The sequence below is a fragment of the Cryobacterium sp. MDB1-18-1 genome (assembly GCF_004402735.1).
GTDB lineage: Bacteria > Actinomycetota > Actinomycetes > Actinomycetales > Microbacteriaceae > Cryobacterium > Cryobacterium glucosi.
In genome coordinates this window covers 15,365-35,424 of sequence record NZ_SOFR01000048.1, presented here as the reverse complement: position 1 = coordinate 35,424, position 20,060 = coordinate 15,365, and the positions used below count along the sequence as shown (strand labels likewise).

The 20,060-nt window shown below is 69.3% G+C and carries 20 protein-coding genes; 9 read left to right on the top strand and 11 right to left on the bottom strand.

The genetic code is table 11. The annotated features are described in order from the left end of the window. The first annotated feature begins 21 nt into the window (after positions 1-21). Positions 22-297: a hypothetical protein gene (locus E3O50_RS12390; protein ID WP_134449118.1), complete on the top strand. Its 276-nt coding sequence runs from the start codon at positions 22-24 to the stop codon at positions 295-297. A gap of 18 nt (positions 298-315) precedes the next feature. On the opposite strand, the gene E3O50_RS12385 is transcribed toward E3O50_RS12390, so the two are convergent. After that, positions 316-726 carry a helix-turn-helix domain-containing protein gene (locus E3O50_RS12385; RefSeq protein ID WP_134558316.1) on the bottom strand — a complete coding sequence of 137 codons (411 nt, stop codon included), beginning with the start codon at positions 724-726 and terminating at the stop codon, positions 316-318. Positions 727-818: 92 nt separating this feature from the next. Between E3O50_RS12385 and E3O50_RS12380 the strand changes: the two genes are divergently transcribed. Next, positions 819-1,673: an NAD(P)H-binding protein gene (locus E3O50_RS12380; protein ID WP_134558315.1), complete on the top strand. Its 855-nt coding sequence runs from the start codon at positions 819-821 to the stop codon at positions 1,671-1,673. Positions 1,674-1,841: 168 nt separating this feature from the next. After that, positions 1,842-2,339 (top strand): GNAT family N-acetyltransferase, encoded by a 498-nt coding sequence (locus E3O50_RS12375; protein WP_134449115.1) that lies wholly within the window; start codon positions 1,842-1,844, stop codon positions 2,337-2,339. A 228-nt stretch (positions 2,340-2,567) separates the two neighbouring features. Here the strand turns inward: E3O50_RS12375 and E3O50_RS12370 are convergent, their stop codons facing one another. Together E3O50_RS12370 and E3O50_RS12365 are read right to left on the bottom strand one after the other, a co-directional pair. After that, positions 2,568-3,584: an alcohol dehydrogenase catalytic domain-containing protein gene (locus tag E3O50_RS12370; protein WP_134558314.1), complete on the bottom strand. Its 1,017-nt coding sequence runs from the start codon at positions 3,582-3,584 to the stop codon at positions 2,568-2,570. 78 nt (positions 3,585-3,662) lie between these two features. Then, positions 3,663-4,046, bottom strand: a complete 384-nt coding sequence (locus E3O50_RS12365) for a VOC family protein (protein WP_134558313.1) — start codon at positions 4,044-4,046, stop codon at positions 3,663-3,665. A 99-nt stretch (positions 4,047-4,145) separates the two neighbouring features. Here E3O50_RS12365 and E3O50_RS12360 point away from each other — a divergent pair, with 99 nt between their 5' ends. Together E3O50_RS12360 and E3O50_RS12355 are read left to right on the top strand one after the other, a co-directional pair. Further along, entirely contained in the window at positions 4,146-4,709 is a 564-nt protein-coding gene (locus tag E3O50_RS12360; RefSeq protein ID WP_134558312.1) for an isochorismatase family protein, read from the top strand. A gap of 145 nt (positions 4,710-4,854) precedes the next feature. Continuing rightward, positions 4,855-5,652 (top strand): hypothetical protein, encoded by a 798-nt coding sequence (locus tag E3O50_RS12355; RefSeq protein ID WP_134558311.1) that lies wholly within the window; start codon positions 4,855-4,857, stop codon positions 5,650-5,652. Positions 5,653-5,677: 25 nt separating this feature from the next. Here the strand turns inward: E3O50_RS12355 and E3O50_RS12350 are convergent, their stop codons facing one another. After that, positions 5,678-6,496, bottom strand: coding sequence for a shikimate 5-dehydrogenase (locus E3O50_RS12350; protein WP_134449110.1), 819 nt, complete (start codon positions 6,494-6,496; stop codon positions 5,678-5,680). Between the two features lie 88 nt (positions 6,497-6,584). Then, on the bottom strand, positions 6,585-7,442 hold the full coding sequence (locus E3O50_RS12345) for a PhzF family phenazine biosynthesis protein (RefSeq protein ID WP_134558310.1): 858 nt from the start codon (positions 7,440-7,442) through the stop codon (positions 6,585-6,587). A gap of 58 nt (positions 7,443-7,500) precedes the next feature. Between E3O50_RS12345 and E3O50_RS12340 the strand changes: the two genes are divergently transcribed. Beyond that, positions 7,501-8,889: an alpha-amylase family glycosyl hydrolase gene (locus E3O50_RS12340; RefSeq protein ID WP_241975241.1), complete on the top strand. Its 1,389-nt coding sequence runs from the start codon at positions 7,501-7,503 to the stop codon at positions 8,887-8,889. Between the two features lie 138 nt (positions 8,890-9,027). Here the strand turns inward: E3O50_RS12340 and E3O50_RS12335 are convergent, their stop codons facing one another. Next, positions 9,028-9,717 (bottom strand): DUF2461 domain-containing protein, encoded by a 690-nt coding sequence (locus E3O50_RS12335; RefSeq protein ID WP_134558309.1) that lies wholly within the window; start codon positions 9,715-9,717, stop codon positions 9,028-9,030. Between the two features lie 103 nt (positions 9,718-9,820). On the opposite strand from E3O50_RS12335, the gene E3O50_RS12330 reads away from it, so the two are divergent. After that, positions 9,821-10,417 (top strand): hypothetical protein, encoded by a 597-nt coding sequence (locus E3O50_RS12330; protein WP_134558308.1) that lies wholly within the window; start codon positions 9,821-9,823, stop codon positions 10,415-10,417. A gap of 37 nt (positions 10,418-10,454) precedes the next feature. Here E3O50_RS12330 and E3O50_RS12325 read toward each other — a convergent pair whose 3' ends face one another. Next, positions 10,455-10,898, bottom strand: coding sequence for an Lrp/AsnC family transcriptional regulator (locus E3O50_RS12325; protein ID WP_322188778.1), 444 nt, complete (start codon positions 10,896-10,898; stop codon positions 10,455-10,457). Positions 10,899-11,088: 190 nt separating this feature from the next. On the opposite strand from E3O50_RS12325, the gene ald reads away from it, so the two are divergent. Then, complete coding sequence (ald, locus tag E3O50_RS12320) at positions 11,089-12,204, top strand: alanine dehydrogenase (RefSeq protein ID WP_134558307.1); 1,116 nt, start codon at positions 11,089-11,091, stop codon at positions 12,202-12,204. Here the strand turns inward: ald and E3O50_RS12315 are convergent. From E3O50_RS12315 to E3O50_RS12305, 3 genes are read right to left on the bottom strand one after another with little or no spacing between them, the layout of a single operon-like run. Next, a complete protein-coding gene (locus E3O50_RS12315) occupies positions 12,201-13,691 on the bottom strand; it encodes an alpha-amylase family glycosyl hydrolase (protein ID WP_134558306.1) in 1,491 nt (496 codons plus the stop codon). The two genes, ald and E3O50_RS12315, sit on opposite strands and share 4 nt — an antisense overlap. Positions 13,692-13,733: 42 nt before the next feature. Further along, positions 13,734-14,219, bottom strand: coding sequence for a DUF1003 domain-containing protein (locus E3O50_RS12310; RefSeq protein ID WP_134449103.1), 486 nt, complete (start codon positions 14,217-14,219; stop codon positions 13,734-13,736). Positions 14,220-14,244: 25 nt separating this feature from the next. Then, positions 14,245-15,849: an APC family permease gene (locus E3O50_RS12305; RefSeq protein ID WP_134449102.1), complete on the bottom strand. Its 1,605-nt coding sequence runs from the start codon at positions 15,847-15,849 to the stop codon at positions 14,245-14,247. A gap of 311 nt (positions 15,850-16,160) precedes the next feature. On the opposite strand from E3O50_RS12305, the gene E3O50_RS12300 reads away from it, so the two are divergent. Further along, complete coding sequence (locus E3O50_RS12300; RefSeq protein WP_134558305.1) at positions 16,161-19,226, top strand: cell wall-binding repeat-containing protein; 3,066 nt, start codon at positions 16,161-16,163, stop codon at positions 19,224-19,226. A gap of 76 nt (positions 19,227-19,302) precedes the next feature. Here the strand turns inward: E3O50_RS12300 and E3O50_RS12295 are convergent, their stop codons facing one another. Beyond that, positions 19,303-19,965 (bottom strand): TetR/AcrR family transcriptional regulator, encoded by a 663-nt coding sequence (locus E3O50_RS12295; protein WP_134449100.1) that lies wholly within the window; start codon positions 19,963-19,965, stop codon positions 19,303-19,305. Positions 19,966-20,060: the final 95 nt, after the last annotated feature.

Sequence of the window (20,060 nt, the reverse complement as noted above, 5' to 3'; positions counted from 1 at the left end):
CCCGTGAGCAAAGGCGCGCATATGGATCCCCGACTCGAACGTCTCGTAGCAGAGCGGGCATCCCTTGCCGCGGAATCGGAACGGCTGGCCGCGCTCCTCGCTGCAGAACGGAGCGGCAGGGCGCTGCGAGCGATCTCCCTCGCCTACGGGACGGGCTGCAAGGATGACTTCGAGCGGGAGCGCCAATGCCGCGCGGATGAAGAGCAGATGAAGCAGGTGCGTTCCCTCACTCGCGCCCTCGATCGTCAGTACCACCATCTGACCACAAGCGCCCGCGCCGCCCGCGAAAGCGGGTGAATCGTCGTTCTGTCGCGCTCAGAACGACGATTCACCCGCTTTCGCGTCAGGGAAAGCGGGCGTGCCGGTGATCTCGTCGGCGTTGTCCGCGATCCAGTCCATCAGGGGGACGAGGCGGTCGGCGAGCTCGTGGCCCCTGGCCGTCAACTCATAGTCGACGCGCGGCGGGATCGTCGCCTGCGCCTCCCGGTTCACGAAGCCGTCTGACTCGAGGGTGCGCAGGGTCGATGCGAGCATCTTCTCGCTGATGCCCTCGATGGACCGCCGGAGCTCGCCCCAGCGGAGCGAGTCCTGCTGCAGGGCGAGCAGGATGAGCACGCCCCACTTGCTCGTGACGTGGTCGAGCACGGTGCGCGTGGCGCATTTGGCCGGGTAGACGCCGGCGACGGCACCGGGACGCGCCCGCGAGACGTCGAAACTAACCTTCATGCAGGTAGCTTACCTAAAGGTGGGTACCTGTGCGCGGGAAGGTGCTCGGCCGTCCCGTGGTTGACTCTGACACGCCACCGAAAGGACAACACATGTCATACATCGTCACCGCCACCTCTGGTCACCTCGGCCACCTCATCGTCGAATCCCTCCTCGCCCGCGGCGCGGCCCCGGAGAGCATCGTTGCGACAGCCCGCAATGTCGACAAGCTGTCCGCTCTCGCCGCACTCGGCGTGCGCACCGCAGTCCTCGACTACGGCAACCCCGAGACCGTGACCGCCGTCGTCGAACCGGGCGACGTGCTGATGCTCGTCTCCGGCAGCGAGGTCGGCCAGCGCGTGCCGCAGCACACCGCCGTGATCGCGGCCGCCCAGGCCGCCGGCGTCGGGCGCATCGTCTACACGAGCGCCCCGAAGGCCACGACCTCCGCGCTCGTGCTGGCCCCGGAGCACAAGGCCACCGAGGAGTTCCTGATCGCCTCGGGGGTCCCCTTCACCATCCTGCGCAACGGTTGGTACACCGAGAACTACACCGGTGAAATCGAGAAGGCACGCCAGGCCGGCGAGATCGTCGCGAGCGTCGGCGACGGCCGGGTCGCGAGCGCGAGCCGGGCCGACTATGCGGATGCCGCGGCCGCGGCCATCCTCGACGACTCGCTCGCGGGCAAGACCCTCGAGCTCTCGGGCGACCACGCCTGGGACTTCGCCGAACTCGCAGCCACGATCGGAACCCTCATCGACTCATCGGTGGCCTTCCGGAACCTGACACCCGCAGCACACGCGGAGCTGCTCGCGTCCTTCGGCCTCGACGAGGGCACGGTGGGCTTCGTCGTCGGTCTCGACGCCAACATCCGCGACGGGCTGCTCGGCGAGACGAGCGGCGACCTGGCCCGCCTGATCGGACGGCCGACGACGCCGCTCGCGGAGGGCCTCGCCGCGAGCGCCTAACCTCGCCTGTCCCGGCCCGGCCATGCCCCGGAGGTGGACCTGACGGCATCCGCCCCGGCCACGCCCCGGGGGGTGGACGCGGCGGCATCCGCCCCCGGGTCGGTAGGCTGTGCGATTGCAGAGATCGCACTGCACACACCCGAGCAGACGCAGATGAAGGACCCGACGATGAGTGGCAGTACCGAACGCCTGTTCCGTTTCGAGCGGGTGGAGTGGGACGACCCGCGCGCCGCCGTGCTGCGCGCGCGGATGGACGTGGAGATGACCGCGCGCTACGCCGGCCCTGGCAGCCCCGAACTCGATGACGCCGTGACCGCGGCGCTCAGGATCGACCCCGCCGACATTCTCGCGACCGTGCTCGTGGTCGACGGCGACGGCACCCCCATCGCCCACGCGGCCCTGCGCACCCATGATGGCGACTGGGAGGTCAAGCGCGTGATCGTCTCCGACGACCAGCGCGGGCGCGGGGTCGGCCGTGCCCTGATGAACGAGCTCGAGCGCATCGCCCGTGCCGCCGGCGTGCCGCGGCTCATCCTGCAGACCGGCAGCAAGCAACCGGATGCGGTCGCCCTCTACGAGAAGATCGGCTACACGCCGATCCCGATCTACGAACCGTACATCGAGGCGATCCCGCACTCGTTCTGCTTCGAGAAGCTGCTCGCATGACCTGCACCGCTCCACATTCCCGCGTCGCCCCGCATCCGCTCGCCCCGCCGTGCCCCGAGAGTGCACGTGTGGCCCTGAAGGCCGCTTGACTTTGCCTGCGATTCAACGGCCGAAAGCGCACTCTCGCGAACGCCGGCGCGGGAGACGCTCCGTCGAATCGAATCGAATCGAATCGAATCGGTGCAGTGCGGGGCGGTGACGTTTTTGGCGGCGTTGTCGGGAACGACGTCAGGCGAGCCGGGGGTCGACGTGCAGTTTGGGACCGAGGCCGGCGCCGGCGGGGCGATGCCCGGCCAGGATCTCTCGCACACCGCTGAGCCCGACCGTCGCGGCGACGAGCGGGCGCGGGTCGACGGCACCGCTCGCGTAGAGGTCGATCGTGCCCCTGAGCCCCGGGGAGGCGCTCAGGATGCCGACCGCCGTCACGTCCTTGAGAGCGAGGGTTCGGGTGTCGACCAGGCTCGGGCTGCCGGCGAGACCGACGTAGACCACGCGCTTCCCCGGCTCGACCAGGTCGAGGGCGCGGGCGGGCAGGGCGGCCGCGTTGGAGGCGTCGATGACGGCGTCGAAGGGCGACTCCGGCAGGTCGGCGTCGGTCCAGACTCCGTCGAAGCCGAGGCTCCTGGCGTAGTCCAGTGAGCGCGCGGACCGTCCCATCACGTGCACCTCTGCACCATGCTGCCGGGCGAACAAGGCGATGAGCAGACCGATCGTGCCCGCTCCGAGGACGAGCGCCCGGTCGCCGGGTTCCAGTGCTGCACCCCGAACGGAACGCAGCGCGTTGCCGCCCGGTTCGACGAGCGCGCCGAGCACGTCGTCGACGGTGTCGGGCAGCTCGAACAGCGAGGTGGCGGGCACCGCGAGCTGTTCGGCGAGGGCACCGGGGAAGCCGCCGAGGATGCCGACCTCGAAGCGGAACTCGCAGACATGCTGCAGGCCGCGGAGGCACCGACGGCACACCCCGCAGCCGAGCATGGTGTCACCGGTGACCCGGCGACCGAGCCACCGCCGGTCGACGCCTGCGCCGAGCGCGGTCACGGTCCCGGCCCACTCATGGCCGATCCGCATCGGGTACCGGGCCTTGCCGTCGTGCAGGTACTGCATCTCGCCGGTGAAGAACTCGACGTCGGTTCCGCAGACGCCGACTCTCGCGACATCGACGACGACCTGGCCGGGCCCCGCAACCGGCGGGGCGACATCCTGCACGGATGCTTCCCCGGGCGCGGTGATGACAAAGGCCTTCATGGTGCTTCCTTTCGGCGTGGATCACGAGATCAGCCTGGGAAGCTCCACGAGCTGGTACGAAGCGGGTTCGGGTGCGCGTCAGGCAGGCTTCGCGTACCGGCCGATTTCCTGAAGCGCCCAGGAGTTGCCGTCAGGATCGCTGAAGTACGCGTACTTGACGCCACCCATGTCGTGGATCTCGGTGATCTGCAGGCCACGGTTCACGAGTTCGTCCCGTGCCGCGCCGATGTCGGAGACGACCAGGTGCAGGTTCTTGACCGTGCCGTGCTCAGGTCCATTCCCCATGCCGGTCCCGATGACCACGGAGCACGCCGAGCCCGGAGGGGTCAGCTGCACGATCCGCATTCCGTTGCCTGGCTGCACATCGTGATCCAGGTGGAAGCCGACAATATCCACGTAGAAGGCCTTGCTCCGTTCGACGTCCGCAACGGGCAACGGCACAAGCTCCAGTCGCATGTCCATGGTCGTCACTGTATCAAGGAGCGACAGCCACTCGCGGCGAACGGCGCCGCGGCGTAGCGTGGCCTCGTGACACCGTCCGACAGCTTCTGAGGAGGAATCGTGACCACCCTCGACAACCGGCCGAACACCGCTCTGCTCGTCATCGACGTCCAGACCGGTTTCGTGAAAGACGCCTACGATCGGGACGCGATCGTCGGGAACGTCAGCACCGTAGTCGACAAGGCGCGAGCCGCCGGCGTCGACCTCATCTGGGTGCAGCACCACAACGACGACCAGCCGCAGGGGAGTGCTTCCTGGCAGCTCGTACCCGAACTCGTGCGCCTCGAGGCGGAACCGCTCGTGCACAAGGCGTACGCCGACGCCTTCGAGGACACCGACCTCGAGTCCGTGCTCGCCGAACGCGGCATCGGCGGTCTTGTGATCGCCGGTGCGCAAACGGATGAGTGCATCCGGTCGACGCTCCACGGCGCGATCGTCCGCGGCTACGACGCCATCCTCGTCAGTGATGCCCACACCACCGAGGACCTGAGCGGCTTTGGTGCGCCGCCGCCGGACCTGGTGATCGCCCACACCAACCTGTACTGGGAATACCACATGGCCCCCGGGCGGACAGCGGGCACGGTGACCACTACCGACCTTGACTTCACGGCGCCGTCCTCCTGAGGCGACCGGGCCGGCGGACGGAAACAGCGCTTCGCTCGAGGCTGGGAAATCGCCGGGACGGACTTCCGTGGCCCGCGGGGGCGCAGCACACTGGATGCCGAAAGTGGAAGCTCAAACCTCGCGCGACCCGAACGTGGAGTGACGAATGGGCAGGATTACTCAGGCCTCGATAGTGCGACCGGGCCGGATCGGAAGGCGAGCCGGCGTCGGCATCCTGGCGGCGGCGCTCATCGTCGCGGGTGTCACGGCGGCCGCGCCGCGCGCCGAGGCGGAGGTCCGGACAGTAGCAACCGCTGCCGCTGCCGCGCACTCCGTGTCAGAGACAGTCCCCGCTGCCGCGGCAGCGTCCTCGGTGAAGGCCCTCGACTCCGACCAGGTCATCACCGACCCGGCGTGGTTCACCGCAGCCTATGCCGAGGGATTCCGGCTCTACATTCTGGCGTCGACCGACTGGGGCACCTGCACCCCCGCGGCCCACGCCCAGCCGCAACTGCAGATGGCCCTCGACGCCGGGCTGAAGGTCGCCGCATACACCCGCAATCCCGCCTGCTGGCAGGCCGGCATCGCTGCGACGGGTCCGTACAGCACCCGGCTCCAGTTCTTCGCCCTCGACATCGAGACCGGCAGCCCGCCCCTCACCCGGGACATGATCACGGGGGTGCAGGAGCTCGGAGTGCGCCCGGTCGTCTATAGCGGAGCGGCGATGTGGCCGCTCCTGATGGGAGAAACGACCGAATTCTCCGACGTCGCCCTGTGGGACACCGCAACCGGTCCCCTCGACTATCCGAGCTGGACTGCCGACGTCCTCGCACCCGAACCGGTGCCGTACGGCGGCTGGAATGACTCGGGCAACCTGCGGATCGGCGTGCAGCAGGAGTTCGAGCGCACCCTGAACGGCGTCAGGGTCGACCTTGATTCCTTCGACGCCGAATTCCTGTATTGAGACGGCCTCCCACCGGTGCCGCCCTCTACTGACGCGAGAAAGCGGATGCCGCGAGCACCTGCTCCGGGGTCGGCCGCACCCCGGTGTACAGCTCGAACTGGTGAGCGGCCTGCAGCGCGATGACCTCGGCCCCGGTCACGACCCGCTTCCCGGCCGCACGCGCCGCGCGGATCAGGGGCGTTTCCGCCGGAAGGGCGACCACATCGAAGACGGTCGTGGCCGCGTCGACGGTGCCGAGCGGGTATGCGAGGCTCTCGGACTCTGCGCCACCGCTCATCCCGATCGGGGTCACGTTGACGATCAGCGGTGCGGTCTCGGCTCCCGGGTCCGGCAGCCACCGGTAGCCGAGCTCGTCAGCGAGCAGGCGACCGCTGGTCTCGTTGCGGGCGATGATGGTTCCGTCGGAGAAACCGGCGTCCCGGAAGGCCGCACCGACGGCCTTCGCCATTCCACCGCTCCCTCGGAGCAGGAACGGTGTGCCCGGATCGATGCCGTGCTCGGCGATGAGCTCGGCAATGGCCAGGTAGTCGGTGTTCGACGCCTTCAGGACCCCGTTGTCGTTGACGATGGTGTTCACCGAGCGGATGGCGGTCGCGGAGGCATCCATCTCGTCGACGAGCGCGATGACGTCCTCTTTGAAGGGCATCGACACGGAGCAGCCGCGGATGCCGAGCGCCCGCACGCCGCCGATCGCCGCGGTGATGTCGGTTGTCGTGAATGCCTTGTAGATGAAGTCGAGGCCGAGCTCGTCGTAGAGGTAGTTGTGGAAACGGGTGCCGATGTTGCTCGGGCGGGCCGCGAGCGAGATGCACAGCTGCGTGTCCTTGTTGAGCGCTGGTTTCATGGTTCTTCTCCCGGGATGAGGTGCGGTCTTTCCACGGTAACCCGGACGCCCCGTCCGAAGGTCCGAGACGGGGTCGAGGAGATCGGGTTCAGGAGATGACCGAGGCTGTCCCGGACACCACGATGCCGCCGGTCTCGGGGATATCGACGGTGAGCAGGCTCGGGCGGCCGACGTGACGGCCCTGGTGGATCAACACTCGCGCCGGGGCGTCGACGAGGCCCAGCGCCCGGAGGTAGCCGCCGACGGAGGCCGCCGCAGAGCCCGTCGCCGGGTCCTCGGTCATGGTCCCGACCGGGAAGAGGTTCCGCGCCTCGAACTCGAGCGGCCCCAGCACGCGGAGGGTCGTCACGGTGCCCGCCCAGCCCTCTGCGTCCATCAGGGCACGCACCTGGGCAGGGTCGAACCGGAAGCCGTCGAAGGTCGCCGTCTCCGCGAAGACGAGCACGGGGTGCACGTTGCCCGCGAAGGCGAGCCGGGGCGGGTAGTCCGGGTGCAGGTCGGCGGTGTCGACGCCGAGCAGCCGCAGCAGGTGCTCGAGCACCGATGCCCCGATCGGCTCCACCCGCGGCTCGACACTCGTGAACGAGGCCACGATCCCGTCAGCGGTGCGCCGGGTGGCGATCCTCACCTCCCCGATCTTCGTCTCGAACACGAAGGATTCTGCGTCACCGCGGCCGGCGAGCGCAACGGCGGTCGCGATCGTCGCGTGACCGCAGAACGGCACTTCCGCCGTGGGGGAGAAGTAGCGGATGCCCGCTCTTCCCGGGTCCTGCGGGGTCGGCGGCCGGGTCAGGAACGCGGTTTCCGCGTAACCGAGCGCCGCCGCGATCCGCTGCATCTCGGCGTCGGGGAGCGTGCTCGCGTCGAGCACGACACCGGCCGGGTTGCCACCGGTGGGCTCGGCGGCGAAGGCGGTCAGGCGCAGGATCTCGGTCTCGTCGAACATGCTCAACACCCTAGGCCACCGGTGCGACGCCGCCCCGGGGGGTGCAAAGCTGAGAGACATGATGATCAGCAACACGGATGCCGCCGGGCGAGTCGAACCCGACTGGGTGCGCCACGCGATCTGGTGGCAGCTGTACCCGCTCGGTTTCGTCGGTAGCTACCCGATCGCCCCTTGCGAACCCGTTCCCGGTGCCGGCGAGCACCGCCTGCTGCGGATCGTGGCCTGGCTCGACCATGCGATCGAGCTCGGCGCATCGGGCGTTGCCCTCGGCCCGGTCTTCGCCTCGACGAGCCACGGCTACGACACGAGCGACTACTACCGTATCGACCCGCGCCTCGGCGATGAGGCCGACTTCGACACCCTCGTCGCCGAAGCGCACGCCCGCGGGCTGCGCGTTCTCCTCGACGGGGTGTTCAACCACGTCGGCCCGGATTTCCCGCGCTACCGTGAGGCGATCGAGCAGGGCCCCGGAAGTGCCGCGGCAGCCTGGTTCCAGGCCGGAACCCGGGCCGGCCTCCCGGGAGGCGAGGCCGGTTTCGGAACCTTCGAGGGGCATCCGGGGCTCATCAGTCTCGACCACGGCAACCCGGAGGTCGCCGACTACGTGACCGGCGTCCTCGAGCACTGGCTCGACCGCGGCGCGGACGGCTGGCGGCTCGACGCCGCATACGCGGTCCCCGCCGAATTCTGGGCCGGGGTCCTGCCGCGGGTGCGGGAACGCCACCCGCAGGCGTGGTTCCTCGGCGAGGTCATCCACGGCGACTACCCGGCGATCGTCTCGGCGGCCACCCTCGACTCCGTCACGCAGTACGAGCTCTGGAAGGCGATCTGGAGCAGCCTCAACGATCACAACCCGCACGAGCTGGCCTGGTCGCTCGGCAGGCACAACGGCTTCCTCGACAGCTTCACCCCGGCGACCTTCGTCGGCAACCACGACGTCACCCGGATCTCGACCCGCCTCGAGGATCCGCGGCACCTCGCCCACGCGCTCGCCGTGCTCTTCACGACCGGAGGAACCCCGTCGATCTACGCGGGGGACGAATACGGCTACGCGGGCCTGAAGACCGAGGAGTACGGCGGCGACGACGCGATCCGGCCGGAGTTCCCGGCGGACGGCCCTCCGGCGCTCACCGACACCGAACGCACGGTCTACCGGCTGCACCAGGACCTGATCGGGCTGCGCCGGCGGCATCCGTGGCTGCACGAGGCCCGAACCCGCATCCTGGACAGCGGGGCCGACCACCTCGTCTACGAGGCGCGGGCCGGTGACGACACGCTCGTCGTCGCGCTCAACCTCGGCGACCAGCCGTGCGGCGTCGACCTGGGCCGCTCGGGGCTGACCCAGCTCCTGCCGGGGGGCACGCCGGCGCCGCTGGGGCCGCGTGTCACGATCGCGCCGCACGGCTGGCAGGTGCTCGCGCCCGCCGCGAGCGACTCGGCACGGTAGACCCGATGCGGTCGGGGCCGGTCGGGTGCTGCAGGCCGTGCTGGCGATGACGAAGATCGAGATCCGTGTGCTCGAGGCCGCCTACGACGGTTCGTAGCGGCATCCGCCGGGCGCCCGGTCGAAGCGGCGCGGCCCCGGTCAGCGCCGCTGCTCGAGGCGCAGCGTGGCCAGAGGCACGTTCAGGAAGTCGATCAGGGGTGTCAGCGCCTCGAAACGTTCGATCACGAGCGTGAGGAAAGCATCCGTTTCGGCCACCGATGCCGGCAGGGTCGCGAAGGCGGCCCACTGGCGGCGGCGCAAGAGGTCGACCGCGGGGTGATCGACGGGGTATCCGCGCGGCGGACGCACCAGCGGATTGCCGTCGGCGGGGTCGAACATGCCCGTGAGCCGGGGATCGGCGAGCAGGGCGCGAAGCTCCCCGTGGTGCGCGACGATGTGGTCGCGAATCGCCGTGAGATGCTCGGGGGAGGGCGCATAGCTGCCGCCCGCGACCAGGACCTCGTGGCCGGAGACGCTGAGGAAGTAACCGGCACCGGTCTTCTCCGAACCCCCGAGAGGCCAGGACGCGGCGACGTTCGTCTTGTACGGGGACTTGTCCTTCGAGAACCGCACGTCGCGGTAAATGCGCATGATCGCCTTCTGCGGCGGCCGCACGTGCCCGGGCGCGAATCCCGCGAGGGACTCGTTGACCCGGTCGACCAGGTCGAGCATCGGCTCCCTGACCTCGCTCAGGTACACCGGCTTGTGTTCCTCGAACCAGCCCCGGTCGTTGTGTCCTTCCAACTCGCGCAGGAACTGCAGCGCCTCACCGGAAAAGTGCGTTGTCATACTCTCGCCTCCTCTCGTAGTCTGGCAGCACCGGTGGTCGGGCCGACGCCCGAATGCGGTCGAACGCTGGTCAGCGTCAGTGGCCCGTGCTACTTTTTGCGGCATGGAGCAGAGAGAGCTATTTCTTCAGTCGGATGCCGCGTTGCGCTCCGTCATCGACCGGATCACGCCGGAGCAGCTGACCCTGCCGGCTCCCGCGGAGTGGACCAGCACGGAGAATCCCACGATCAGGGACATCCTCGCCGCGCACGCACGCGACGAGGCCTGGGTCGGGGACGTGCTCGCGGGCCACACCATCGAGGAAGTCGGTGACCGCTTCAACGGCGACCTGCTCGGCGGGGACCCGATCGCGAGCTACAACCGGCTCAACGACGAGGCCACCGCCGCCGTGCGGCAGGACCTCGATCCCGCAGCGATCGTGCACCTCCAGTATGGCGATTACCCGCTCGCCGAGTACCTGCAGCACACGAGCATCTACCGGGCCTTCCAGGCGTGGTCGATCGCGAACTACCTCGGCCTGGAGTACGCGCTGCCGGCTCCACTGGTCGACTTGCTCTGGGAGCAGATCCTGCCCCAGGTGGACGACTGGCGCCAGTATGGAGTCTTCCCTCCCGAGGTCGAGGTTCCCGCCGACGCCGACAAGGAGACCCGGCTGCTCGGCACGACCGGCTTCTGGAAGCCCAGCCGCAGCACGGACTGACCGGCGCCAACCGACGGGGTCCCTCGGCGCCCGGCTGCTACTTTCCCGAGGAGAGCCCGTTGTAGTGGTGCTCGAAGACCAGGCTCGTGCGCGTCGAGGCGACCGCGGGGTTCGCCGACAGGTTCTCGAGCACGAAGTCGCGCACATCGTCGGAGTCGCGGGCCACGAGATGGATGATGAAGTCCTCTGTGCCGCCGAGGAAGAAGACCTGCACGACCCGCGGCATCGCCCGGATCTCGTCCCGGAACGCCGGGATCTGCGTGCGCGCCCCCGATCGGATGCTGACACTGATCAGCGCCTGAAGGCCGAGCCCGAGCGCCTTCGGGTCGACGAGCGTCGTGAACCGGGTGATGATGCCGCGCGTGACGAGGGAGCGCACCCGGGCGATGCACGTCGATTCCGCGATCCCCGCCGCGGTCGCGAGCCGGCTGTTGCTCATCCGCGAGTCGGCCTGGAGGAGGGCCACGAGCGTACTGTCCACGGTATCGAGTTCATCGCCGCCCCGAATCCTCTTCGTTTCCGTCATGCGTGGGCCCCTCTCAACTGAATATCGCGCTGTCTTTCGACCAAGTATCGCGGATTCCACGCTTGTCACGTGCACGAAACGAATACCGAGCATTATTTTCCCTATCCACCGGTAAGTCCGGCCCAAACCGCAGACGGAGTTCCCCATGAAGGTCGGCATCCCCACCGAGATCAAGAACAACGAGAATCGGGTGGCCATCACCCCCGCCGGCGTGCACGAACTCTCCATCCGCGGCCACGAGGTCCTCGTGCAGGCGGGCGCCGGCGTCGGCTCCGGGTTCAGCGACGACGCCTTCCGCGTCGCGGGCGCGGCCATCCTCGGCACTGCCGCCGAGGTCTGGGCCGCCGCGGAGCTGCTGCTCAAGGTCAAGGAACCCATCGAAGCCGAATACCCGCTGATGCGCGACGGGCAGGTGCTCTTCACCTACCTGCACCTCGCCGCGTCCCGTCCGACCACGGATGCCCTCCTCACCTCCGGCACGACGGCGATCGCCTACGAGACCGTCCAGCTCGCCGACCGCAGCCTGCCGCTGCTGTCCCCGATGAGCGAGGTCGCCGGGCGCCTGTCCGTCCAGGTCGGCGCGTACCACCTGATGAGCGCGAACGGCGGAAACGGCATCCTGCTCGGCGGCGTCGCGGGCACCCCCAAGGCGAAGGTCGTCATCATCGGCGGCGGGGTCGCAGGTGAGCACGCCGCGGCGAACGCCCTCGGCATGGGAGCGGACGTCACGATCATCGACCTCTCGATCGCCCGGTTGCGGCAGCTGGAGAACCGGTTCACCGGCGCCATCCAGACCCGCGCATCCACCCGCTACGAGATCGCGGAGCAGGTCCGTGGCGCCGACCTCGTGATCGGCTCCGTGCTCATCCCCGGGGCGCAGGCGCCGAAGCTCGTCACCGACGCCATGGTCGCCACGATGAAACCGGGTTCCGTGCTCGTGGACATCGCGATCGACCAGGGCGGCTGCTTCGAGGGATCCCACGCCACGACCCACGACAAGCCCACCTTCGCCGTGCACGACAGCATCTACTACTGCGTCGCCAACATGCCGGGAGCAGTCCCCGCGACGTCGACCCGTGCGCTCACCAACGCGACCCTGCCCTACGTGATCGCGCTCGCCGACAAGGGCTGGAAGCAGGCCATCTCCGACGATGCCGCACTCGCCAAGGGCCTGAACGTGCACGCGGGCCGCATCACGAACGAGCACGTGGCCGCCGCGTTCGGCGCCCCGGTCCTGACCCTCGCGGAGATCGTCGGCTAGCCGACGGTCCAGGCTGCGAGGGACTCGACCGTGTCGAGGACCTCGCTGCCGTCGGCATCCGCGAGCTGGATGCGGAAACTCGTCGCGGCCCGCGCGGTGCACACCGTCAGGGCCGCACGGGAACCGTCCGCGGCGTTCGCCCAGCGCAGCTCGAGCACGTCCCTGCCATAGGCCGACCAGGTGAACTGGCCGTCGAACGCGGGATGGGCGGAACGGAGCCGCACGAGGCCGAGCTGGGCGCGGGTCACGTCGCTCGCGAGCGCCTCCTCGACCTCGGCGGCCGGGTAGCGGTGCCGGTTCACGTCGCGCCCGCTCCCGGTCTCGGCGAACTGCTCCCGGTCGTCGAGACCGCCGAGCAGGCCGACGTAGTAGGTCTGCGGGCGTCCGGGCAGGAAGTGCTGTACGGCACGCGCGACCAGATAGGCGACGACGTCGCCGCCGAGCGTGCTGAAGAACGTGGCATTGATCTGATGTGGCAGGGTCGACCATTCCGGCACGACCGAGGCGACGGATGAGTGCCCGTGCGTGGCTTCGGCGGCTCGCGCGAACACCTCCGCCATTTCCGCTTCGCTCAGCAGTCCCGGCCGTCCTCCGGCCGGACCGGCGTCGATCACGCCGATGCCGTCGTGGGTGTCGAGCACCGTGACCGCGTTGGCCGGACGGATCTCGAACCAGTGCGCGAGGCGGTCGACCGTGCCGGTGCCCAGGGAGTGCAACAGGAGCGGCGCGAGCGCGAAGTCGTAGACCCAGTCGACGAGGGGCGCGATCGCGAGCTGCTGGGCGTAGTGCCCGTGCACCTCGACGAGCACGGCGAGGTTCTCCGCGCGGGCGAGGTCCGTGACGACCTCGACGAAGGCGAGAGTCTCCGGGGTCATGAAGCTGTCGGTGCCCGGGGTCTTCACGGCGTAGCCGACCGCGTCGAGCCGCACCGTCGATACGCCGCCGTCGGCGAGCACGCGGAGCACCCGGCGCAGGTAGGCGATGGCGACCGGGTTGGCGACGTCGAGGTCGACCTGGCTGGGCAGGAACGTCGTCCAGACGAGATGCCGGGAGCCGTCTGACCCGCGGTACCCCGTGAAGGGCAGTCCCGGCCGCGGTCGGTAGAACGCCGTCAGTTCGGCCTCGGTTGCGCCGTGCGGGAAGACGGTGCCATAGGTGAGGAACATGCCGTCCCAGGGCGACTCCGCGCCGCGGGCCAGCCAGTCGGTGAACTCCACCGAGGACGCCGAGACGTGGTTGACCACGAGATCGGCGGTCAGCCCACGGTCGCCTGCCAGGTCGCGGACCTCGGGCCACGTGCCGAGGCGTGGATCGACCGCAGTGTGGTCGACCGGGTCGAAGCCGGCATCCGCCCCGTCGAACGGCACGTAGAACGGCAGCACGTGCACACTGCCGAAGTCCCGCAGGGGCCCGTCGAGGAGCGCGGCCAGCGCGGGGATCGTGCCGCCGATGCGGTCGGCGTAGACGAGGAGTTCAACGTCGGTCATGGGTACCTGCCTTCCCTAGAGCCGCCACCCTACGCTGCACGGTCAACTCGCGGGTGAACCGAGGGGAGCTGCGGTGACCGGGGCGACGGGAGCGGTTCCGACGATGTGGGCGTGGATTTCCTTCGTGAGCTCATGAACGCGCCGGGTGAGCTCGGTGTTGGTGAGCAGTTCCTGGTCGCTCATCTTGAAATCATGGTCGGCCTTCGCCTGCTGGAATCCGGCCTGCCGGTTCTGGCCGATCATCACGAACGTCGAGAGGAAGATGGCCTCGAGAGACACCACGAGGGTCAGGGTCGGCCACGGGCTCGGTTCGAAGAACAGCATCCAGCCGGCGAACACGACGGCATGCAGGTAGACGAACCGCATCGATCCCGCGAAGGCCGTGACGGCATCCGCGATGCGCAGCTGCACACTCGCGGCACGACGCTTCGCCTCAGCGAGCACGATCGGGTGGTGGTCGCCGGTCGCCAGGATGTGCCTGGGGAGGATGGACGACAGGTGCGGGGTAGCCGCGGTGCTGGTGCTCATGCCCCGAGGCTACCCGGCGCGCGTGCTATTCGGGCACGACCAGTGCGGGGGTGTCCTGGCGCAGCGTCTCTCCGCGGAAGAAGCTCGGCCTGGCCAGGAAGGTGAGGCCCATGACGGCGAGTCCGAGTACGAGCAGGCCGACGCCGATCACGAAGACCAGTCCGATCCCGAAGAGTTCCGAACCGCTGCCGAAGTCGGGGCTCCAGGCGCTCACGGCGGTCTGCACGAACACGACGGTGAGGATCAGCCCGCCCGCCGCCGGCACCAGGAGCCGCAGGAAGAAGTTGCGCACGCTCGAGAACAGGCTCTGGCGGAAGTACCAGACGCAGGCGAAGGAGGTGAGTGCGTAGTAGAAGCAGATCATCAGCCCGAGCGACTGGATGGTGTCGTTCAGGACGTTGACGCTGATGATCGTCATGACGGCGTAGAACCCGGCCGCGATGGCCCCGGCTGCGATCGTCGCGAAGCCGGGCGAGCCGAAGCGCTTGCTGACCCTGGCGAAGTGCGGCGGGAGGGCGTGGTAGTGCGCCATCGACAGCAGGGTGCGGGCAGGGGAGGCCATCGTCGACTGCAGCGAGGAGGCGGAACTGGCCAGCACGGCCATCGACATCAGGATCGCGACCGGCCCCATCACGGGTCCGGCGATCGCGGCGAAGATGTTGCCCTGGTTGTCCGGGTTGCTCAGGCCGATTCCCTCGGCGCCGACGCCGGACACCATCATGGTGGCCACGATCAGCACGAGGTAGAGGCCGAGCACGACGAGGGCGGTCAGGGTACCCGCCTTGCCCGCGGTTCCCTTCGTTCCCTTGGTCTCCTCGTTCACGGTGAGGCAGACGTCCCAGCCCCAGTAGACGAAGATCGCCAGGGAGATGCCGGCGGCCAGCTGGCTGAAACTGTCGACACGGGTGGGGTCGAACCAGGTCCAGTCGAAGGCGAGCGCGGTGGTGGATGCACCGTTCGTCGCGTTGACGATGGCCGAGACGCTGAAGATGAGGAGGACGACGATCTGGAAGCCGACCATGCTGTACTGCACGAGCTTGGTGGCGTGCAGCCCGCGGTAGCTCACCCAGACGGCGAGGGCCACGAAGACGAGACAGGTTGCGATGTTGATGAAGGTATTGTCGGCGAGCGCGGCGAGATCCGGGTTGGCGAAGACCTCGCCGAGGAAGACGTAGAAGAAGCTGACGGCCACGCCGGCGAGGCTCGAGAGCACGATGATGTTGGCCGCGAGCATGCCCCAGCCGCTCATCCAACCGACGAAGGGACCGAACGCCTTGGTGGTCCAGGTGAAGGAGGTTCCGCTGTCGGGGGAGTCGGCATTGAGCTCCCGGTAGGCGAGGGCGACGAGGATCATCGGGATGAACGCCAGGATGAACACGGCCGGCAGCTGCTTGCCGACCTCGGCAACGGTCGCGCCGAGCGAGCTTGTGAGACTGTACGCCGGGGCGACGGAGGAGATGCCGAGCACGACGACGGCGAGCAAGCCGAGCTGCCCGCCTTTGAGGCCCTTCTTCGTGATGCCGTGCTTGCTCCCCGCCGCGTCGTGCAGCGTTGAGCTGTGCACGAGGTGGACGTCGGTGAACGGCTGCGATGAGGTCGGCGCCGACCCTCGGGTGGACTGCTGGGTCATGTGTGGTCCCTTTCCTCGGGCCGGGCGCATCGACGCGCGAACGGCCCGTTCGGGTACTGCGGTGTATCCGATGGACTAAATGAATTGAGTTCGTTTATTCTGGGGGTGAGTCAGGCGGATTGCAAGCACTTACCGCAGATTCACCGGCGGGCGCCAGAGCGGCGCGTGTGGTTAACCGCAAACTTGCGTGGTAATTCGCAGGTAAACCGCCTTTTTCCGGCGCTCTGCTTGTTCGGGGATCAATCGCTCAGCACACTGGGCGCAGGTGCTGGGATTCCAGGATCAGTCACGATTCACGAGGAGCACCTCCCATGACCGGATTTTCGCTGGCCCCTGCACGCTCGCTCAGGCTCATCGCGGTCCTCGCCGCCGTCGCCGTGGGCATCACCCTCGGCGCGACCCCGGCGCGCGCCGCTGTCACGGACCCGCAGACGGTCGTCAGCCTGACCTTCGACGACGGCAACGCCGACCAGCTCGCCGCGGTGGCCACCCTGAACCAGTTCGGGATGAAGGGCACCTTCTTCATCACCACCGGCTTCATCGACAACCCCGGCTGGCTGACCAGGGCAGACCTCACGAGCATCGCCGCCGCCGGTCACGAGATCGCCGGCCACACGGTCACCCACCCCGACCTCCTCACCCTCCCCGCGGACGAAGCCACCCGGCAGGTCTGCCAGGGCCGGGCGACCCTCGCCGACTGGGGCTTCCCGACGCGAAGCTTCGCCTACCCCTTCGCAACGGTGGATGCCGCGACCGAGGCGATCGTCCAGGCCTGCGGGTTCAACAGCGCCCGCGGCCTCGGCGACATCGACACCCGGTTCGGCTGCACGGGCTGCGGATTCGCCGAAACCATTCCTCCGGCCGACGCGTACCTCACCCGCGCCCCCGACGAGGTCGACACGACCTGGACCCTCGCAGACCTCGAGAACACGGTCACGAACGCCGAGACGGCGGGCGGGGGCTGGGTGCAGCTCACCTTCCACCACCTCTGCGCCGGAAGCTGCGACGCGCTCTCCGTCGACCCGGCGGTCTTCGCCCAGTTCGCTGCCTGGCTCTCCACGCGTGCCGCATCCAACAACACCACGGTCAAGACCGTCGGAGACGTCATCGGCGGCGCCGTCAAGCCGGTCGTTCCCGTCACGACGACCTCGACAGCGGCCCCCGGTCCCGGCGTGAACGGGGTGGTCAACCCGAGCCTCGAGACAGCGGGAACCACTGGCCTCCCACAGTGCTGGGCCGTCGGCGGTTTCGGCACGAACACCGCGGCCTTCAGCACGGTCTCCGCCGCGCACACCGGCACCAAGGCCGAGCAGCTGGTCGTGAGCAACCTCGTCAGCGGCGACTCGAAACTCATCCTCACCCAGGACCTCGGCGCCTGCGCCCCCACGGTCACCCCTGGGCACACCTACTCCCTGCGCGCGTGGTACACCTCAACGGTCACCACCCAGTTCGACGTCTATCTGCGCAACTCGATCGGCAGCTGGAGCTACTGGACGTCGAGTCCGTACTTCCCGGCAGGCTCCGCATACGCGCAGGCCCTCTACACGACGGCGGCCATCCCGGCCGGCACGACCGGACTGAGCTTCGGCCTCAACCTGATCCTCAACGGAACCCTCGTGACCGACGACTACGCCCTCTATGACAGCGTCGGCGCCCCGGGAATCCTCGTGCCCGCCACCCCGACCGTGACCGGTTCCGCCTCCGTCGGCAGCACCCTGACCGCGGTCCCCGGCGCCTGGTCGCCGGCCACAGCAGCCTTCGCCCACCAGTGGCTGCGTGACGGCGCGGACATCCCCGGGGCGACATCCGCCACCTATACGCCGGTCGCGGCCGACCTCGGTACGGCACTCTCGGTGCGGGTCACGGGATCCGCGCCCGGTTACCTGCCGGTCTCCGCGGCGGCGACCTCGGTGCCGACCGCCGTCGTCGTCGCCGGTACTCTCGTCGTCGGCACCCCCACGATCACCGGGACGGCCGCCGTCGGCGCGCTCCTCACGGCGATACCGGGCACCTGGGCGCCGGCCGGCGTGAACTTCGCCTACCAGTGGCTCGCCAACGGCACGCCCATCGCAGGGGCCACCGCCGCCGGCTACACCCCGGTCGCCGCGGATGCCGGCACGACGCTCACCGTGCGGGTCACCGGCACGGCGCCCGGCTACCAGCCCGCTTCAGCTGTCTCTGCGCCCACCGGTGCGGTCGCGGCCGGCGGGATCGGAACGGCCACGCCGGTGATCTCCGGGACCGCTTCGGTCGGCGCGGTACTGACCGCGATCCCGGGCACCTGGACGCCTGCCGGGGTGGGTTTCGCCTACCAGTGGCTCGCAAACGGCACGGCCATCTCGGGCGCCACGTCGGCCGGCTACACCCCGGTCGCCGCGGATGCCGGAGCGGCGCTCACCGTCCGGGTCACCGGCTCGGCGCCCGGCTACCAGCCCGCGTCAGCGGTCTCGGCGCCCACGGCACCGGTCTCCCTCGCGACGGTCACCCGGGTCGCGGGAACCAACCCGTACTCGACGGCGATCGCCGTCTCCCAGGGCTTCGCGCCCGGCGTCTCCCGCGTCTACCTCGTCAGCGGCACGAGCTTCGCCGACGCCCTCAGCGCCGGGCCAGCCGCCGCGCACTTCGGCGGCCCCGTGCTCCTGACCGGTCTCACCGCGCTTCCGGCAGGGGTCAGGGCCGAACTGGTCCGGCTGCACCCGGGCAAGATCGTCATCGTCGGCGGAACCGCAAGCGTGTCCGCGGCGGTCTCGGCCGAGCTCGCGGGCATCGCACCCGTCGCACGGCTCGCCGGCGCCGACCGGTACGCCACCTCCCGCCTCGTGGCAGCGGATGCCTTCGGCAGCCTCGCGGCGACGGCCTACGTCGCGACAGGGGCCGACTTCCCCGGAGCGCTCGCGGCAGCATCCGCCGCCGCCCGCGCGGGCGCACCGGTCGTTCTCGTGCCGGCCGGCGGCTTCCTGCCCGACCTCGCAACGGCCGCCCTGCTGCGCACCCTGCACACCAGGACCGTGAAGATCGCGGGCGGGACGGCGGACGTGACGAGCCTCACCGAGTTCTGGCTGAAGCTGCAACTCGGCGGCGCCTCGGTGACCCGGTACAGCGGCGCAGATCGCTACGCGACCAGCGCGGCGCTCAACCTCAACGCCTTCACGTCCGCGACGACGGTGTACCTCGCGAGCGGAACGAGCTACCAGGATGCCCTGGTCGGCTCGGCGCTCGCCGGGGCGAAGTCGGCTCCGCTGTATCTCACGCCCGCGACGTGTGTGCCCCGGGCGACGCTCACCGCGATCACCCGCCTCGGCGCGACCCGGGTGGTCCTGATCGGGACGGCGACCGCCCTCACCGGTGACGTCGCGGCGCTCAAGCCGTGCCCGTGAGCCAGTGATGCTCCGGGCGCCGCACGACCCGCGGCGCCCGCGGCAGCTCGCACGGCACGACAGGCCGGGCGGATGCTCAGGGTTGGCGCAGGCCGCCGATCCGGTCGACGAGGGCCTCGAGTCCGAACTCGAACGCGACATCCGCCCGCGCCCTGCCCGCGTTCTGCTGCCCGTGCCGCACCGCTGCGCTGAAGATCGGACTCGACTCGGCGAGCGCACCGGTCTCGAATATGTCGGCCGGAGCCGTCACATCGAAAGCCGCGCCGAAGATGAACGACTCGAGTGCGACGATCGAGGGCACGATCTGTGCAGAAGGCACCCCGGCGGAGGACAGTCCCGCCGCGACGGTCTCGTACATGCGCAGGGTTTGCGGTGCGCCCGTGACCGGGAGCACCGCAACAATCGAGATCAACGGAACGTGCGTTGCGAAGATGTCCCGGTACGACCAGGCCCAGCGGCGCAGGGCCGTGTCCCACGGCTCTGAGCCGAAGCCGGCCACATCGACCATCGTCATCACGTGGTCCTGCAACCACTGCAGCACGACGTGCTTCGATGCCGCGTGGTTGTAGAGCGCGGAGGGAGCCACTCCCAGACTCCTGGCCAGGCCGGACATCGTGAAACTTTCGTAGCCGGCCGCCCCGATCAGCCGGAGGGCCGCAGCGGTGATGCGCGGTTTCGTCAGAACCGTCTCAAGCGGCCTTCCGGCCCTGCGGTGACCGGCGTCGTCTGCGTCGCTCATCGGGCTCTTCTCTCGGTGGGCAGTCTCGGTGGATGGCGTCGTTACAGTACATCACCCTGGTGACGCATCACCCAGGCGACGACACGGGGTCAGAT

What these genes read in the sequence shown, in the direction of transcription:
- E3O50_RS12305 (WP_134449102.1), bottom strand. Translation starts at nt 15,849, where the DNA reads ATGACCCAGCAGTCCACCCGAGGGTCGGCGCCGACCTCATCGCAGCCG.
- E3O50_RS12355 (WP_134558311.1), top strand. Translation starts at nt 4,855, where the DNA reads ATGGGCAGGATTACTCAGGCCTCGATAGTGCGACCGGGCCGGATCGGA.
- E3O50_RS12390 (WP_134449118.1), top strand. Translation starts at nt 22, where the DNA reads ATGGATCCCCGACTCGAACGTCTCGTAGCAGAGCGGGCATCCCTTGCC.
- E3O50_RS12345 (WP_134558310.1), bottom strand. Translation starts at nt 7,442, where the DNA reads ATGTTCGACGAGACCGAGATCCTGCGCCTGACCGCCTTCGCCGCCGAG.
- E3O50_RS12315 (WP_134558306.1), bottom strand. Translation starts at nt 13,691, where the DNA reads ATGACCGACGTTGAACTCCTCGTCTACGCCGACCGCATCGGCGGCACG.
- E3O50_RS12370 (WP_134558314.1), bottom strand. Translation starts at nt 3,584, where the DNA reads ATGAAGGCCTTTGTCATCACCGCGCCCGGGGAAGCATCCGTGCAGGAT.
- E3O50_RS12375 (WP_134449115.1), top strand. Translation starts at nt 1,842, where the DNA reads ATGAGTGGCAGTACCGAACGCCTGTTCCGTTTCGAGCGGGTGGAGTGG.
- E3O50_RS12300 (WP_134558305.1), top strand. Translation starts at nt 16,161, where the DNA reads ATGACCGGATTTTCGCTGGCCCCTGCACGCTCGCTCAGGCTCATCGCG.
- E3O50_RS12350 (WP_134449110.1), bottom strand. Translation starts at nt 6,496, where the DNA reads ATGAAACCAGCGCTCAACAAGGACACGCAGCTGTGCATCTCGCTCGCG.
- E3O50_RS12295 (WP_134449100.1), bottom strand. Translation starts at nt 19,965, where the DNA reads ATGAGCGACGCAGACGACGCCGGTCACCGCAGGGCCGGAAGGCCGCTT.
- E3O50_RS12380 (WP_134558315.1), top strand. Translation starts at nt 819, where the DNA reads ATGTCATACATCGTCACCGCCACCTCTGGTCACCTCGGCCACCTCATC.
- E3O50_RS12310 (WP_134449103.1), bottom strand. Translation starts at nt 14,219, where the DNA reads ATGAGCACCAGCACCGCGGCTACCCCGCACCTGTCGTCCATCCTCCCC.
- E3O50_RS12330 (WP_134558308.1), top strand. Translation starts at nt 9,821, where the DNA reads ATGGAGCAGAGAGAGCTATTTCTTCAGTCGGATGCCGCGTTGCGCTCC.
- ald (WP_134558307.1), top strand. Translation starts at nt 11,089, where the DNA reads ATGAAGGTCGGCATCCCCACCGAGATCAAGAACAACGAGAATCGGGTG.
- E3O50_RS12340 (WP_241975241.1), top strand. Translation starts at nt 7,501, where the DNA reads ATGATGATCAGCAACACGGATGCCGCCGGGCGAGTCGAACCCGACTGG.
- E3O50_RS12335 (WP_134558309.1), bottom strand. Translation starts at nt 9,717, where the DNA reads ATGACAACGCACTTTTCCGGTGAGGCGCTGCAGTTCCTGCGCGAGTTG.
- E3O50_RS12385 (WP_134558316.1), bottom strand. Translation starts at nt 726, where the DNA reads ATGAAGGTTAGTTTCGACGTCTCGCGGGCGCGTCCCGGTGCCGTCGCC.
- E3O50_RS12365 (WP_134558313.1), bottom strand. Translation starts at nt 4,046, where the DNA reads ATGGACATGCGACTGGAGCTTGTGCCGTTGCCCGTTGCGGACGTCGAA.